General features: G+C 72.0%; 14 protein-coding genes and 2 pseudogenes. 5 read left to right on the top strand and 11 right to left on the bottom strand.

Features of this window, described 5'->3' with window-relative positions; genetic code table 11:
* Positions 1 to 26 precede the first annotated feature (26 nt).
* From RB614_RS00210 to hrcA, 3 genes are read right to left on the bottom strand one after another with little or no spacing between them, the layout of a single operon-like run.
* Positions 27 to 740, bottom strand: a complete 714-nt coding sequence (locus RB614_RS00210) for a 16S rRNA (uracil(1498)-N(3))-methyltransferase (protein ID WP_308710215.1) — start codon at positions 738 to 740, stop codon at positions 27 to 29.
* Positions 737 to 1,870: a molecular chaperone DnaJ gene (gene dnaJ, locus RB614_RS00205; protein ID WP_308710511.1), complete on the bottom strand. Its 1,134-nt coding sequence runs from the start codon at positions 1,868 to 1,870 to the stop codon at positions 737 to 739. Before dnaJ ends, RB614_RS00210 begins: the two co-directional genes overlap by 4 nt.
* A 37-nt stretch (positions 1,871 to 1,907) precedes the next feature.
* Positions 1,908 to 2,930: a heat-inducible transcriptional repressor HrcA gene (gene hrcA, locus RB614_RS00200; RefSeq protein WP_308710214.1), complete on the bottom strand. Its 1,023-nt coding sequence runs from the start codon at positions 2,928 to 2,930 to the stop codon at positions 1,908 to 1,910.
* A 167-nt stretch (positions 2,931 to 3,097) separates the two neighbouring features.
* On the opposite strand from hrcA, the gene RB614_RS00195 reads away from it, so the two are divergent.
* Positions 3,098 to 3,718: a DUF4870 domain-containing protein gene (locus RB614_RS00195; RefSeq protein ID WP_308710213.1), complete on the top strand. Its 621-nt coding sequence runs from the start codon at positions 3,098 to 3,100 to the stop codon at positions 3,716 to 3,718.
* A gap of 316 nt (positions 3,719 to 4,034) precedes the next feature.
* Here the strand turns inward: RB614_RS00195 and hemW are convergent, their stop codons facing one another.
* Complete coding sequence (gene hemW / locus RB614_RS00190; RefSeq protein WP_308710212.1) at positions 4,035 to 5,234, bottom strand: radical SAM family heme chaperone HemW; 1,200 nt, start codon at positions 5,232 to 5,234, stop codon at positions 4,035 to 4,037.
* Positions 5,235 to 5,252: 18 nt separating this feature from the next.
* On the opposite strand from hemW, the gene RB614_RS00185 reads away from it, so the two are divergent.
* Together RB614_RS00185 and RB614_RS00180 are read left to right on the top strand one after the other, a co-directional pair.
* Positions 5,253 to 6,050, top strand: a complete 798-nt coding sequence (locus RB614_RS00185) for an enoyl-CoA hydratase-related protein (RefSeq protein ID WP_308710211.1) — start codon at positions 5,253 to 5,255, stop codon at positions 6,048 to 6,050.
* An 82-nt stretch (positions 6,051 to 6,132) separates the two neighbouring features.
* Positions 6,133 to 6,996, top strand: coding sequence for a hypothetical protein (locus RB614_RS00180; RefSeq protein WP_308710210.1), 864 nt, complete (start codon positions 6,133 to 6,135; stop codon positions 6,994 to 6,996).
* A gap of 50 nt (positions 6,997 to 7,046) precedes the next feature.
* Here RB614_RS00180 and RB614_RS00175 read toward each other — a convergent pair whose 3' ends face one another.
* From RB614_RS00175 to RB614_RS00160, 4 genes are all read right to left on the bottom strand, one after another.
* Positions 7,047 to 7,325, bottom strand: a complete 279-nt coding sequence (locus RB614_RS00175; RefSeq protein WP_308710209.1) for a GlsB/YeaQ/YmgE family stress response membrane protein — start codon at positions 7,323 to 7,325, stop codon at positions 7,047 to 7,049.
* 50 nt (positions 7,326 to 7,375) lie between these two features.
* Positions 7,376 to 7,879 (bottom strand): NUDIX domain-containing protein, encoded by a 504-nt coding sequence (locus RB614_RS00170; protein WP_308710208.1) that lies wholly within the window; start codon positions 7,877 to 7,879, stop codon positions 7,376 to 7,378.
* Positions 7,876 to 9,732 carry a translation elongation factor 4 gene (lepA, locus tag RB614_RS00165; protein ID WP_308710207.1) on the bottom strand — a complete coding sequence of 619 codons (1,857 nt, stop codon included), beginning with the start codon at positions 9,730 to 9,732 and terminating at the stop codon, positions 7,876 to 7,878. The genes RB614_RS00170 and lepA overlap by 4 nt, the downstream gene beginning before the upstream one ends.
* Before the next feature lie 90 nt (positions 9,733 to 9,822).
* Positions 9,823 to 10,353, bottom strand: coding sequence for a DUF4240 domain-containing protein (locus tag RB614_RS00160; RefSeq protein WP_308710206.1), 531 nt, complete (start codon positions 10,351 to 10,353; stop codon positions 9,823 to 9,825).
* A 98-nt stretch (positions 10,354 to 10,451) separates the two neighbouring features.
* Here RB614_RS00160 and RB614_RS00155 point away from each other — a divergent pair, with 98 nt between their 5' ends.
* Both RB614_RS00155 and rpsT read left to right on the top strand, forming a co-directional pair.
* A complete protein-coding gene (locus RB614_RS00155) occupies positions 10,452 to 11,435 on the top strand; it encodes a phosphotransferase (protein WP_308710205.1) in 984 nt (327 codons plus the stop codon).
* A 181-nt stretch (positions 11,436 to 11,616) separates the two neighbouring features.
* Positions 11,617 to 11,883 (top strand): 30S ribosomal protein S20, encoded by a 267-nt coding sequence (gene rpsT / locus RB614_RS00150; protein ID WP_308710204.1) that lies wholly within the window; start codon positions 11,617 to 11,619, stop codon positions 11,881 to 11,883.
* Positions 11,884 to 12,011: 128 nt separating this feature from the next.
* Here the strand turns inward: rpsT and RB614_RS44190 are convergent, their stop codons facing one another.
* The 3 genes and pseudogenes from RB614_RS44190 to holA all read right to left on the bottom strand — a co-directional run.
* Positions 12,012 to 13,442 carry a hypothetical protein gene (locus RB614_RS44190; protein WP_428982885.1) on the bottom strand — a complete coding sequence of 477 codons (1,431 nt, stop codon included), beginning with the start codon at positions 13,440 to 13,442 and terminating at the stop codon, positions 12,012 to 12,014.
* A gap of 137 nt (positions 13,443 to 13,579) precedes the next feature.
* Positions 13,580 to 14,102: pseudogene (locus RB614_RS44185) on the bottom strand (hypothetical protein).
* A 116-nt stretch (positions 14,103 to 14,218) separates the two neighbouring features.
* Positions 14,219 to 15,193 (bottom strand): annotated as a pseudogene (holA, locus tag RB614_RS00140) (DNA polymerase III subunit delta); the annotation flags it as partial.
* Positions 15,194 to 15,202 lie beyond the last annotated feature (9 nt).

The following is a 15,202-nucleotide window of genomic DNA, read 5'->3' as shown; positions in this document are numbered from 1 at the left end:
CGTTCTCCGCCGCGGGCCGGGATGGGTTACCAGCGGCCGAGGCGGGTGGAGAGGACGGACAGGGCGGCCACGCCGGCGGTCGACGTGCGCAGGACCTCGTCACCGAGCCGGACGGGTGTGGCGCCGGCCGCTTCGAAGGTGGCCAGCTCCTCCGGTGCGATGCCGCCCTCCGGCCCCACCACAAGGGCGATGTCGCCGGTGGCCGGGAGGTCGACCCGGGTCAGCCGCTCCTTGGCCGCCTCGTGCAGCACCAGCGTGGCGCGCTCGGCCGCCTCGCGGGTCGACGCGGCGGGTGCGACCACGGGCAGCCAGGGGCGGCGGGCCTGCTTCGCGGCCTCGCGGGCGGTGGCGACCCAGCGTTCGCGGGCCCGGTCGCCGCGCTCGCCGCGCCACTGCACCACCGAGCGGGCGGCGGCCCAGGGCACGATCTCGTCGACGCCGGCCTCGGTCATCGCCTGCACGGCCAGCTCGCCCCGCTCACCCTTGGCGATGCCCTGGATCACCACCAGTCGCGGGTCGGGCGTGTCCGCGTACCCGATGCTGATGGTCCGCAGATCGAGCGTGCCGCGGCCGGCGGCGGTGACCACGGCGGTGGCGGTGCCGCCCTTTCCGTCGCCGAGCAGCAGCTCCTCACCCACCCGCAGCCGCTGGACGGTGGCCGCGTGATGCCCTTCGGGGCCGTCGAGGGTGAACGACTCCCCCTGCGGCAGCGCGGCGACCAGGAAGAGCGGGCGGCTCACGCGTGGCCGTTGAAGGCGTCCCGCATCCGGGAGAAGAAGCCGCCCTGCTTGGTGAGCTCGGCGACCTCCTCGCCCCGGGTCTTGGCGAACTCGCGCAGGATGCGCTCCTGCTCCGGGTCGAGCTTGGTGGGTGTGCGCACGTCGAGGTGGACGAAGAGGTCACCGCGACCGGTGCCGCGCAGGTGCGGCACGCCACGGGCGCGCAGCCGGAGCGTCGCGCCGGGCTGGGTGCCGGCCTTGACGTCGAGCTGCTCCTCGCTGTCGAGCGTCTTGATCGTCAGGCGGGTGCCGAGCGCGGCGGCGGTCATCGGGACGGTGACGCGGCAGTGCAGGTCGTCGCCCTTGCGGGAGTAGACGTCGTGCGGCCGCTCGTGGATCTCGACGTAGAGGTCGCCGGCGGTGCCGCCGCCGGGGCCGACCTCGCCCTGCTGGGCCAGGCGGATGCGCATACCGTCTTCGACGCCGGCCGGGATCTTGACGGTCAGCGAGCGGCGGGTGCGGACCCGGCCGTCGCCGCCGCAGGTGGCGCAGGGGTGCGGGATCACGGTGCCGTAGCCCTGGCAGACGGTGCACGGGCGGGACGAGACGACCTGCCCCAGGAACGTGCGCTGCACCGACTGCACCTCGCCGCGCCCGCCGCACGCCTCGCAGGTGGCGAGGTGGGTGCCGGCCGCGGTGCCGGCGCCGGAACAGGTGGTGCAGAGCACAGCGGTGTCCACCGTGATCGGTGCCTCGACCCCGAACGCGGTCTCGGTCAGGTCGAGCTCCAGGCGCAGGATCGCGTCGGCGCCCGGCCGGGTGCGCGAGCGCGGCCCGCGCGCCCCGGCGGCCGTGCCGAAGAACGCGTCCATGATGTCCTGGAACCCGACGAATGGTCCCGCGCCGGGGCCAGCGCCCGGCCCACCGCCACCCGGGGCGAGAGGGTCGCCGCCGAGGTCGACGATCTGCCGCTTCTGGTCGTCCGAGAGCACCTCGTACGCCGCGTTGATGTCCTTGAACTTCTCGTGCGCATCCGGGTCCGGGTTGACGTCCGGGTGGTACTGGCGGGCCAGCTTCCGGTAGGCACGCTTGATCTCGTCGTCGGATGCGTCCCGGTTTACACCGAGAATCCCGTAGTAGTCCTTGGCCACTTGGTTACGTGTCCTCATGCTCTCGCGCTGTCCCGGGCTAGTTGTTTCCCAACAGGTCGCCTACGTAGCGTGCCACGGCGCGCACCGTGGCGATGGTGCCGGGGTAATCCATCCTCGTCGGCCCGAGGACGCCGAGACCACCCACGATTGTGGCGCCTGGACCGTAGCCCGTGCTGACAACTGAGGTGGACCGGAGGTTGTCGATCTCGTTTTCGTCGCCGATGCGGACCCGGAGGGTGTCCGCGTCGACCTCGCCCAGGAGCTTGAGCAGGATGACCTCCTCCTCGAGGGCCTCGAGGATCGGGCGGAGGGAGCCCTGGAAGTCGAGGAGACCGCCACGGGTCAGGTTGGCCCGGCCGGCTAGTGCTATGCGCTCATCGTGCCGCTCGGTGAGGGTTTCGAGCAACACCGAGGCGAGGGTGGCCATCGTGTTGCGGTCGTCCGGCGTGGCCTCCTCGACCAGCGCCTGGATCAGCGGCGGCGCCTCCGAGAGCCGCTTGCCGACGAGCCTTTCGTTGACCAGGCGGCGCAGGTCGGTGACGGCGTCGACCTGGACGGGCGCGGGCAGCTCGACCAGCCGCTGCTCCACCCGGCCGGTGTCGGCGATCATGACGAGCATCACCCGGGTGGTGGAGATCGGCACCAGCTCCAGATGGCGCACGGAGGAGCGGGACAGGCTCGGGTACTGCACCACGGCGACCTGACGGGTGAGCTGAGCGAGGAGCCGCACCGTGCGGTGCACCACGTCGTCGAGGTCGAGCGCCCCGGCGAGGAACCGCTCGATCGCCCGCCGCTCGGCGGGACTCAGCGGCTTGACCCGGGAGAGGCGGTCGACGAAGAGCCGGTAGCCACGGTCGGTCGGGACCCGGCCGGCGCTGGTGTGCGGCTGCCGGATGTACCCCTCCTCCTCCAGGACGGCCATGTCGTTACGCACGGTGGCGGGCGAGACCCCCAACTGGTGTCGCTCGACCAGAGCCTTGCTGCCGACCGGCTCCTGGGTGGCGACGTAATCCTCGACGATCGCTCGGAGCACGTCGAGCTTGCGGTCATCGAGACTCACTGTCACCCCCTGCCACACCCAGATGAGAGGACTGGCACTCGACTGTAGCGAGTGCCAGTCTACGTCGCATCCCCGTGCCCCCGCGATGATCTCTTTGGGCACAATGTCCGACAGTTGGCAAGAGTGTTGTGTGGCGCGGGTTGATCTGTGCCCCTACCGTGACCTCCATGACAGAACCACCTCGCCCTCCCGGAGAGAGCGACCCCGGCTCGACGCCGCCGGACCCGACCTCTCCGCCAACACCCCCAGCGTCCTACTCGATGCCGGGCGAGGCACCCTCTCCCGGTTACGCACCCCCACCGAGTGACGCACCACCACCGCCCCCGCCACCCGCGGGCGGGGCCGACTATCCGCCGCCCGGCGCCGGCTACCCACCGCCCGGCTACCCGCCGCAGGGTCCGCCCGGCGGCTACTACGCGGCCGGTCCCGCACCGTCGGGCTACGCCAACAACGACGAGAAGACCTGGGCCCTCGTCGCCCACTTCGGCGGCGCGGCCGGTGCGTTCATCGGCGGCGGCACGCTGGGCTGGGTCGGCCCGCTCGTCGCGCTCCTGGCAAAGGGCAACCAGTCGCCGACCGTGCGCGCGCACGCGGTCGCGGCGCTCAACTTCCAGCTGCTCTGGTCGATCATCACGGTGATCAGCTGGATCCTCGTCTGCGTGCTGATCGGCTTCATCCTCGCGCCGGTCGCGACGATCATCGCGATCGTCTTCGGCATCATCGGCGGCGTGAAGGCCAACGACGGCCAGCTGTACAACTACCCGATGAGCGTCTCGATCATCAAGTAACGCGCACGGAGGCCCCGGGGACCGCGCGGTCCCCGGGGCTCACGCCTTCCCGCGGCCTCCCTCTCCGTGTGGCCAGCCCCGCCCGCCGTGCCCGCCGTGCCTGACAGGCAGATCGTGGTATTTCGGTGCCTCTATAGGGGCACCGGAATACCACGATCTGCAACTGAATCCGGGTTCTGGCCGCACCGCAGGGGGTGGGCGGTGATCGTTCGCCCGTTTTCCGCGTGAAACGCCGAGAAAGACACCCGCCCTCCGGCCGCCGGTCTGGACCACCGCGGACGTCGCGGCAGCTCAGATCTTTGTGGGAGTTGCCCGTTCAGGGCAGCAGGTCGCGGACGACGGCGTCGGCGAGGAGGCGGCCGCGCAGGGTGAGGAGCGCGTGCCCGTCGCGGATCTCCAGCAGGCCGTCGGCCGCCGCCCGCCCAGCCGCCGCGCGGCCCTGGGCGTCGAGCACGTCGAGGGGCAGGCCGGAGGCGAGGCGCAGGCGCAGCATCACGTCCTCGACGTGCCGGTCGTCCGGCGCCAGCACCTCGCGCGCGTACCCCGGTGACTCGCCGGCGGCCAGGCGGGCCGCGTAGGTCGAGGGGTGCTTGACGTTCCACCACCGCACGCCGCCCACGTGGCTGTGCGCGCCCGGCCCGAGGCCCCACCAGTCGCCGCCGGTCCAGTAGAGGAGGTTGTGGCGGCACCGCGCCGCCGGGCCGGCCGCCCAGTTGGAGACCTCGTACCAGGTGAGGCCGGCCGCGTCGAGGGCGGCGTCCGCGGCCAGGTAGCGGTCCGCGGCGACGTCGTCATCCGGGTACGGCAGGTCGCCGCGGCGCATCCGGGCGGCGAGCCGGGTGCCGTCTTCGACGATCAGCGAGTACGCGCTGACGTGGTCGACGCCCGCCCCCACGGCGGCCGCCAGCGAGGCGGCGAAGTCGTCCGCCGTCTCGCCCGGCGTGCCGTAGATCAGATCGAGGTTGACGTGGTCGAAGCCGGCCTCGCGCGCCTCGACCGCCGCGGCCGGCGCACGGCCCGCGGTGTGCCGGCGTTCCAGCACCTGGAGTACGCCTGGCGCGATCGACTGCATCCCCAGCGAGACCCGGGTGAAGCCGGCCTTGCGCAGCCGCTGGAGCGAGGCCGGGTTCACCGACTCCGGGTTGGCCTCGGTGGTGACCTCGGCGTCCGCGGCCAGGCCCCAGGTGCGGTCGATCGCCTCCAGGATGCGGGCGAGGTCGTCCGGGTCGAGCAGCGTGGGGGTACCGCCGCCGACGAAAACGGTGTCCACCCGCGCCGGCGCCACGACCCGGGCGGCGAGGGCAAGCTCGGCGAGCACGGTCTGTGGGTACGCCTCGCGGCTCGCCCCGCCGCCCAGCTCAGCCGCGGTGTACGTGTTGAAGTCGCAGTAGCCGCACCGGCTGGCGCAGAAGGGCACGTGCACGTACACGCCGAAGCCGCGCCCGCCCGGGCCGGTGCCGGGCGGCAGGCTGCCGTCGCGGGGGACGGCCTCGCCTTCTGGGAGTGCTCCGGGCATGGGTTCTAGTCTGCCCGCATGGCTTCTGACGACGAGTCGCTGGTCCGGGTCGAGACCGGGCGGGGCGTGGCGACGCTCACTCTGGACAGCCCGCACAACCGCAACGCCCTCTCCTCCCGCCTGATGACGCAGCTGATGGCGGCGCTGGAGGCGGCGGAGGGCGACGAGTCGGTACGGGTGATCGTGATCTCGCACACCGGCCCGGTCTTCTGCTCCGGCGCCGACCTCAAGGAGACCGCCGACGCGATCTCCAGTGGCCGCATCCCGGTGGCGATGCTCGGCGACGTGCTCGCGGCGATCTGGGAGTGCCCCAAGCCGGTGGTGGCCCGGGTGGGCGGGCCGGCCCGGGCCGGCGGCCTCGGCCTGGTGGCGGCCGCCGACATCGCGATCTGCTCCGAGGAGGCGACGTTCGCCTTCTCCGAGGTACGGCTGGGCGTGGTGCCCGCGGTCATCTCGGCGACCGTCCTCCCCCGCCTCACCCCGCGCGCGGCGGCCGAGCTCTTCCTGACCGGAGACACCTTCGACGGGCAGCGCGCCGAACGGATCGGGCTGGTCACCCAGGCCACCACCGCGGAGACGCTGGACACCACGGTCGCGGCCTACTGCGGCGCGCTCGTGCTCGGCGGCCCGGAGGCACTCGCCGGTACGAAAGGCATCCTGCACCGCCGACCGACCGCTACCGTACGTGAAGAGCTCGCCGAGCTGTCCGCCCTTTCTGTGGGCTATTTCCAGTCCGAGGAAGGGCGCGAGGGAGTCCGGGCTTTTCGGGAGAAACGCCACGCCTCGTGGGTGCCCGAGGGGTCGGGTACCAGTTGACTCCCCCTTCCGCGCCAAACCGGCCAGGGGTACGGTCGCCGGCAGGATCACGTCGTACCCTGGACGGACAACTCACTGAGGGGTGACGGTGCGTATTCGGGCAGGGGTAGTGGCAGCCGTCGGCCTGATGCTCGTCGCGATCATCGGGCTCGTCGTCGGCAAGCACGACTGGACCCCCGAGCTCAAGCTCCCCCGCCCGCACAGCCGAGCCTGCACGGTGCAGGCGGACGGCGAGGTCACCCTCAACCCCGAGCAGATGGCGCACGCCGCCACGATCGCCGCGATCGGGGCGCAGCGAAAGATGCCCGAGCGGGCGGTGGTGGTGGCGCTGGCGACCGCCCTGCAGGAGTCCAAGCTGGAAAACCTCGCCGGCGGCGACCGCGACTCGATCGGCCTCTTTCAGCAGCGCCCGAGCCAGGGGTGGGGCACGCCGGAGCAGATCAGCGACCCGCGGTACGCGGCCAACAAGTTCTACGCCGCGCTCAAGAAGGTGCGCGGCTGGGAGAAGATGCGGGTCACCGACGCGGCCCAGCGGGTGCAGCGCTCGGCCTACCCGGAGGCGTACCAGAAGTGGGCCGACGAGTCGTCGGTGCTCACCAAGGCGCTGCTCGGCAACGCAACCGGTGCGGTGGCGTGCACGGTGGACGGTGAGCCGGCGATGCGCGGTGCGGCGGCGGCCGAGGCGCTGGGCAACGGGCTCCGCCTCGACTGGGGCCGGCTCGAAGCGTCCGCCCAGGTCACCGGCTTGACCGTGCCGGCGGCGAGCTCACAGGCCGGCTGGCGGTACGCGCACTGGCTGGTCTCGCACGCCACCGACCACGGGGTGAAGCGAGTGCGGTACGCGGGTCTGGAGTGGACGGCCGACGAGGGCGCCTGGGCCAAGATCACGGCACCGGACCAGTCTCCGCAGGTGGTGGCGGAGGTCTTCGCCGAAGCCTCTTCGTGATCGAAGCTCCACCCAAGTCGCTGGGCGGAGCTTCGATCGACAAGGGCGGGTCAGTAGCGACTGATGCCGCGCCGTCCGGTCACGCCCACCACCAGGGCAACGCCGATCGCGGCGAGTACCACCTGGATGAAGATCTCGGTCCAGTCCAGACCGGCGGTGTCGGCCACGCCCGCGGCCCGCGCGATCACGGTGCCGAGCAGGGCCGCGCCGACGCCGATGAGCATGGTCAGCCAGATGGGGATGTTTTGGCGGCCGGGAACCACCAGCCGCCCCAGCGCACCGATGATCAGCCCGATGATGAGCGCGGAGATGATGCCGGTTGCGGTCACGGTCGTCCTCCTTCAGGGGGTTCGTCCTGCCGCAAGAGGTGCCCGACATCTCATGGGGCTAAACGCCGGGCCGCCTCGGCTATGGCCCGGTCCATCGATTCGAACGCCAGCGGCGGCGGCCGGTCGATGTCGAACCAGGCGTGCTCGGACGACTCGCGCGGGTCGAGCGTCAGCCGCGCACCGTCGGCCAGCGTGGCGAGGTAGAAACACTCCAGTACCGGCAGCCGTTCGTCCTGGTAGTCGTACGTTCCGATGTACATGCCGACGAGGTCACCGAGGGCGACCTCGACGCCGAGCTCCTCGCGGGCCTCGCGTAGGGCGGCGGTCGCGGGCTCCTCCCACCCGTCGCAGAACCCGCCCGGCAACTCCCAGCCTCCGGCGCCCGGCTCCATCACCCGCTTGAGCGCGAGGAAGCGGCGTCCATCGTGGACGATGAGGTTTGCGGTGGGGCGGGCGTTGACGTAGAGCTCGTAGCCGCAGGCGACGCAGGCGGTGGGCGGCTTGTCGCGGAGCCCCGCGCCGCAGCGGGGGCAAAACCGCGCCTCGACCGTCACTTCTTGGCCTTGTTGTCCCCGCCGTCCGAAGTGGACAGCGCCGCGATGAACGCCTCCTGAGGCACCTCGACGCGGCCCACCATCTTCATCCGCTTCTTGCCTTCCTTCTGCTTTTCCAGCAGCTTGCGCTTACGGGTGATGTCACCGCCGTAGCACTTGGCGAGCACATCCTTGCGGATCGCCCGGATCGTCTCGCGCGCGATCACGCGGTTGCCGATCGCGGCCTGGATCGGCACCTCGAACTGCTGGCGCGGGATCAGGTTGCGCAGCTTGGCGGCGATGGTGACGCCGTAGTTGTACGCCTTGTCCTTGTGGACGATCGCGCTGAACGCGTCGACCGCCTCGCCGTGCAGCAGGATGTCCACCTTGACCAGATCGGCCTTCTGCTCGCCGCTGGGCTCGTAGTCGAGGCTCGCGTACCCCTTCGTGCGGCTCTTGAGCTGGTCGAAGAAGTCGAAGATGATCTCGGCGAGCGGGAGCGTGTAGCGCAGCTCGACCCGGTCGGCCGAGAGGTAGTCCATGCCGAGCAGCGTGCCCCGCCGCCCCTGGCAGAGCTCCATCACCGCGCCGACGTAGTCGTTGGGCGTGAGCACGGTCGCCCGGACCACCGGCTCGTACACCTCGGCGACCTTGCCGGTCGGGTACTCGCTCGGGTTGGTCACGACGTGCTCGGTGGCGTCTTCCATCAGCACCCGGTAGACCACGTTGGGCGCGGTGGAGATCAGGTCGAGGCCGAACTCGCGCTCCAGCCGTTCCCGGATGATCTCCAGGTGGAGCAGGCCGAGGAAGCCGCAGCGAAAGCCGAAGCCGAGCGCGGCGCTGGTCTCCGGCTCGTAGCTGAGCGCGGCGTCGTTGAGCTTGAGCTTGTCGAGCGCGTCGCGCAGGTCGGGGTAGTCGGAGCCGTCGATCGGGTACAGCCCGGAGTAGACCATCGGCTTGGGGTCCTTGTAGCCGCCGAGGGCCTCGCTGGCGGGCCGCGAGTTGATGGTGACCGTGTCACCGACCCGGGACTGGCGCACGTCCTTTACGCCGGTGATGAGGTAGCCCACCTCGCCCACGCCGAGGGCCTGCGCCTTTTGCATCTCGGGCGAGATGACGCCGAGCTCCAGCAGTTCGTGCACCGCTCCGGTGGACATCATCTTGATCCGGTCGCGCGCCTCGATCCGCCCGTCGACCACCCGGACGTACGTGACCACGCCGCGGTACACGTCGTAGACCGAGTCGAAGATCATCGCGCGGGCCGGTGCCTGCGCCTCGCCCTTCGGCGGGGTGAACTGCCGCACGATCTCGTCGAGCAGGTGGGGCACGCCCTCGCCGGTCTTGCCGGAGACGCGCAGGCAGTCTTCGGGGCGGCCGCCGATGAGGTGGGCCAGCTCCTCCGCGTACTTGTCGGGCTGGGCGGCCGGCAGGTCGATCTTGTTGAGCACCGGGATGACGTGCAGGTCGTTTTCCAGCGCCAGGTAGAGGTTGGCCAGCGTCTGCGCCTCGATGCCCTGCGCGGCGTCGACTAGGAGCACGGCACCCTCGCAGGCGGCGAGGCTGCGGGACACCTCGTACGTGAAGTCGACGTGCCCGGGCGTGTCGATCATGTTGAGCACGGCCGCCTCGCCCTTGAGGTCGCCCTCCCGCACGGTCCAGGGCATCCGCACGGCCTGGCTCTTGATCGTGATGCCACGCTCGCGCTCGATGTCCATGCGGTCGAGGTACTGGTCGCGCATCTGCCGGGCATCGACCACGCCGGTGAGCTGCAACATCCGGTCGGCCAGGGTCGACTTGCCGTGGTCGATGTGGGCGATGATGCAGAAGTTACGGATGCGGCCGGGGTCGGTCGCGCCCGGGCTGTTCGCGCTCATCGGTGGCACAGTCGTCCGTTCTCGTTCAACCTGCGGGAACGGCCGGCGAGTGGCCGGCCGTTCTCTATGGTCCCACGCTTTTGTTTTCGGCTACTCAGCCGGCGCCTCGTTGAAGAGCGCGGCCAGGCGTGGGAAGCGCCGGCGCACCTCGTCTTCGTCGTCGAAGTCCCAGAAATCGTCCGTGTTGGGGCGTTTTGTCGCCGCCTCCTCGGGCAGCTCAAGGCCGGTGGCCCGGCGGTGAGCCTCGGCGGCCACGGCCAGCATGCCCTCTGAGCCAAGCTCCTCGCCGGTGACCGCCGCCCGCTTCACCGCCGGCAACTCCGCCAGCGAGTCGGGCTCGCCCACCGCCCGCGCGAACGCTTCCCGCCCCTGCGCCATCAACCAACCCCGGAAAGCGTCGAAACCTTCGTCGGAACAGCCGCCGTTGACCAGGTAGGCAGCCCCAAAAAGATCCACTTTGTACGACGCGTCGAGCACCCGGCGCAGGTGCCGCTCGAAGCCGGCGATCTCGTCCGCGTCACGGGTCGCCAGGGCGGTGGCAGCCCGGTCCGCCACCGTGTCCGGGGTGCCACCGTCGCGGGCCGCGTCGCCGATCAGAGCCCAGAACTCGTTCGTGTTCATCTCGCCGTGCCTTCTGTGTCGATCTTTTGGGTCGTACTTTTTGTGTCGCTCGGGCCTGACTGTGCCAGACAGGTGTGACACCAGGGCAATATTGGTGCATGCCCAGGATGCCGATGCCGGCCGTCCCGTACGCGTCCACCGCCGTGCGCCCCTCCTGGGCCGACCTCCCCGCCGACCTCCGCACGGCGATCAGCGCGCGGCTGGGCTCGCAGGTGACCTGGGCGACCACGGCCGGTGGCGGCTTCACCCGCGGGTTCGCGGCGGTGCTGGACACCGCCGACGGGCAGCGCGTCTTCGTCAAGGCAGCGTCGCTGAGCACGCAGCGCCACCTCACCGACTGGTACGCCCGGGAGGTCGCGGTCACCGCCGCGCTGCCCACCGCCATACCGTCCGCCCGCCCGCGGTGGACGCTGACCGCCGCCGGCTACTACGTGATCTGCCTGGACGCCATCGAGGGACACATGCCCGCCCTACCCTGGCAGCCGGCCGAGCTGGACGCCGCGCTGGAGGCGTGGGCCGTGGCGGCCGAGGCGCTGCGCGAACCGCCGGCCGAGCTGGTGGCGGTGGGGCTCCCGGCCCTCTCCGACCTGGTCCGCAGCGACCTGTCGTGGTGGCGGGAGATCGCCGCCGGGCGCGAGGCCATGCCGCCGGTGCCACCCTGGGTGGAGAAGCAGCTGGATGACCTCGTCACGCTGGAAGCGGCCCTCCCCGGCTACCTGCACGGCGACGCCGCCACCCACTGTGACCTGCGCCTCGACAACGTACTCATCGACCCGGCCGGCGCCGCCCTGCTGTGCGACTGGACCTGGATCTGCTTCGGCCCCGCCTGGTGGGACACCGCCTCGCTGCTCATCACCGCGTACGCGAGCGGCCTCGACGCGGATGCCCTCTTCGCCGCGCACCCCACCACCCGCGACGCCCCACCGGACGGGCTGGACGCGGCGCTGGCAGCCCAGGGTGGTTACCTGCTGACCCGCGCCGAGGCCGGCCCGACCGGCGCGTCACCACACCTGGTGGCCCACCAGCGCTGGACCGGCGAGGTGGCACTGGCCTGGCTCGCTTCGCGGCGCGGGTGGGCTTGAGGGGGCCCGCCGCTTTGGTCTCCGGCCCGGCCCGTCTCTCGGCGGGTAGAGTCGGCGGCGCTGCCCGTTTTGGATGTGTGCGGGGCTGGCTGGTAATCTGGTGCGTCGCGCATGGTGATGTGTAGGTGTCTCGTGCGCTCAGAAACCCGAAACCCAAGAACGACAAGGACGAGGCTGTCGCGTGGCGAACATCAAGTCCCAGATCAAGCGCAACCGGCAGAACGAGAAGCGCCGGCTGCGTAACAAGTCGGTCAAGTCGTCGCTGAAGACCGCCATCCGTAAGTTCAACGAGGCGAGCCAGGCCGGCGACACCGAGACCGCCACCGCCCTCATGCGTGACGCCTCGCGCAAGCTGGACAAGGCCGTCAGCAAGGGCGTGATCCACAAAAACCAGGCCGCCAACCGCAAGTCGGCGATTGCCAAGCGCCTGCAGTCGCTGGCCGCCTGAGACTTCGCACCACCTCGGGCACCCGCCTGCGCACCATTTTCGGGCACCCACCTTCGGGCACCGCCGGAGCCACAGCGCTCCCCGAGCGGTGCCCGTTGCTTTGCCCGTTATGCCCCTTGTTAACGCCCCTATTCGTAGCGGCGACGGCTGGCTGACCTGCGCTCGCGCTGCCCGGTAGGGTCGACCCGCTCGCTGTGGTGGGCCATCGTGTAGGCGTGCTGCCGCCAGGCCGCATCCAGGTACCGCCCAGCCGCCGCGTACCGCGGCCCCGCCGCCGCAGAGCCAGCCTCCTGGTCCGGCTGGGTCAGCACGGCATACTGCGCGGTCGCCTCCGTCAAGCTCGCCGCCGCCGGGGCGTGCCCCCGCTGCCCGACCGCCGGATCGACGTGGTCGCCGGGGTTGGCCGTGCCCGCGTGCGCGCCGGGCACCGTGGCCAGGCTGGCGAACTGGACGGTGGCCTCGGTCAGCGCGGCGCTCTCACGTGATACCTCGTCTCCTATGACACCGGCTGGCGCCGCGGGCGATTGGTCGGCGGCCTCGATCGGCCCAGCGCGCCCTCCGGTCGCCTGGTCCGCGGCCTCGTCCCGCCCGGCGTACCCTCCGGTCGCCTGGTCCGCAGCCTCGTCCCGCCCGGCGTACCCTCCGGTCGCCTGGTCCGCAGCCTCGTCCCGCCCGGCGTACCCTCCGGTCGCCTGGTCCGCGGCCTCGTCCCGCCCGGCGTACCCTCCGGTCGCCTGGTCCGCGGCCTCGTCCCGCCCGGCGTACCCTCCGGTCGCCTGGTCCGCGGCCTCGGTCCGCCCTGCACGCCCTCGGGTCGCTTGGTCTGCGGCCTCGGGCCGCGCCGGGATTCCTTCGGCTGCCAGATCAGCGGGCTGAGCCGCCGTTTCGGCCCGCGCCCTGTTCGCTCCGGCCACCGGATCACCGGGCTGATCCGTCGCTTCGGCGGGCTCTCCGACCGCCCGGTCGGTGGCCTCGGCCGGCGCGACATCCTGAGGGCCGGCGTCGTGTGCGATGGTCCCGGCGTGCTCGGCCCGCGCGACGCCCTCCCGGCCGACCTGGTGCGCGACGCCCCCGGCAGGCTCGCCGACCGTCCGCTCGGTGGCTTCGGCCCCCGCCGGGACCTCCTCTTCGGTCTCCGCGCGGGCATGGCGGGCGACGGCCTCCGCCAGCCCGACGTGCTCCGCGGTCATCACGTCGGCGTGGCGGGCGACGGCATTTCGCAGCCCTGCGTGTTCTCTCGTCTCCAGGTCGGTGTGCTGGGCGACCGCCCCGGCGTGGTCATCGACCACCTCGCCGGTGGTCTCGGCCCGCGCGACGCCCTCACCGTTCCCCAGGTCGGCACCTTGAGCTGCGGTCTCGCCGCGCACGACGCTCTCGCCGGGCCGCACGTTGGCACCTTGAGCCGCGGTCTCGACCCGCGCCACGCTGCCATCGCTCTGCAGGCCGGCACCTTGAGTGGTCTCGGCCCTCTCCAGGCCGTCCCCTTGAGTGGTCTTGGCCCGCGCGGCGCTCTCGCCACTGTCCACGTCGGCGCCTTGAGTGGCGGTCTCGGCCAGCACCGCCCTCCCTCCGGCCACCAGCCTCCCATCGGCCACCAGCCTCCCGTCGACCACCAGATCGGCGGGCCGAGCCGTGGCCTCGGCCCGATCGGCGCCCTCCCCGGCCTCGGCGCTGGTCTGTTGGGCGATGGCCTCGGTCAGCCCGGCGTGCTCGTCGGTCGCCAGGTCGGCGTGCGCGGTCGCCAGGTCGGCGTGCGCGGTCGCCAGGTCGGCGTGCGCGGTCGCCAGGTCGGCGTGCGCGGTCGCCAGGTCGGCGTGCGCGGTCGCCAGGTCGGCGTGCTCATCGGTGTCCGTGGCCCGCGCGGCGGCGTCCTTGCGCGGGGCAGCGACCGTGGCGCGGCCCACCGTTGGCATGAAGGCGACGACCTCGCGCCGCAGGCGCTCGCGCTCCCGCTCCGGTGTCCGCGCCGCCGAACGTGCCACCGCACCCGCCACCAGGTCGTTGACCTTCACCATCAGCGCGACCGACACCGGCAGGATCAGCACGACCCACCAGGTCACGAGCTCGGCCAGCGCCAGCAGCAGGCTGAGTGCGATCGCGCCTTCGAGGTAGACGAAGCAGAGCATGCCGCCGGGGTGGAGGTGCCGCAGTCCCAGCGCCCGCGCGTACAGCGGCCGGTAACGCACCTCCGCCACGCCCGGCTCCGGCAGGCGCGTCAACGTCCGCGCGCTCACCGGCCACCGCTCCCGCGCCGCGCACCCTGCCTCGCGGCACCCGCTGGGGCACCGGCCGCCGCGCCTTGCGGGGCCGCCGCCCCGGCACCCGACCGCGCGGAGGAGGCACCCTGGCGGGCCGCGGCCACGGCGAAGATGGCGCGCTCCAGGGCGTACCCGCGATCGTCGGAGCCGCCCTTCACCTCCGCGTTGCACTCCGCGGCCGCCCGCATCGCGTCGACCAGGCCCTCGGGGCTCCAGCCGCGACCCTGGCGCTGGGCACGCTCGATCTTCCACGCCGGCATGCCGAGGCTGCTCGCGAGCTGGTACGCGTTGCCGCGCCCGGCCGACGCGACCCGCGCCACCGTACGCACACCGTCGGCGATCGCGTCGGCGATCGGCACCGGGTCGACGCCGACGTGCAGCGCCCACCGCAGCGCCTCCAGCGCGCCCGGCACGTCGCCGACCATCGCGGCGTCCGCGACGGTGAAGCCGCTGACCTCGGCACGCCCCCGGTAGTACCGGGCGACGGTGTCGGCGCCGATCCGCCCGTCGGTGTCGGACACGAGCTGCGAGCAGGCGGCCGCGAGCTCGCGCAGGTCGTTGCCGACTGCGGCGAGCAGCGCTTCGGCGGCGTCGTCGGTGCACCGGCCGCCCAGCCGCCGGAACTCGTCCCGCACGAACGCGACCCGCTCGCGGTTGCCCTTGAGCTTCGTCGCCTGGACCACGGTCGCGCCGGCCGATTTCAGGCCGTCGGCGAGCGCCTTGCCCTTCGCCGCGCCCGGATGAGTCACCACCAGCGTGACGTCGGGGTCGGGGTGCTTCGCGTACGCCAGCAGGGCCGCTGTCAGGTCCTTCTTGGCGTCCTGGCCGTTGCGGATCACCAGGACCCGGCGCCCGCCGAAGAGCGAGGGACTCGTCATCTCCGCGATCTCGCCGGGGCTGATCGCACCACCCTCGTACTCCCGAACGTCGGCCCCCGGGTCGGCGGCTCGTGCGGTTTCGACGGCGTGGGCCACGGCTCGCGTGACCAGAAGTTCCTCGTCACCAGAGACGAGCACGATCGAGTCGGTGGCTCCTGAAGTCACGCAGCCCATACTTGCATG

Source organism: Phytohabitans maris, assembly GCF_031085175.1.
GTDB classification, from domain to species: Bacteria; Actinomycetota; Actinomycetes; order Mycobacteriales; family Micromonosporaceae; genus Phytohabitans; species Phytohabitans maris.
This window is presented reverse-complemented; position numbering and strand designations above follow the sequence as displayed.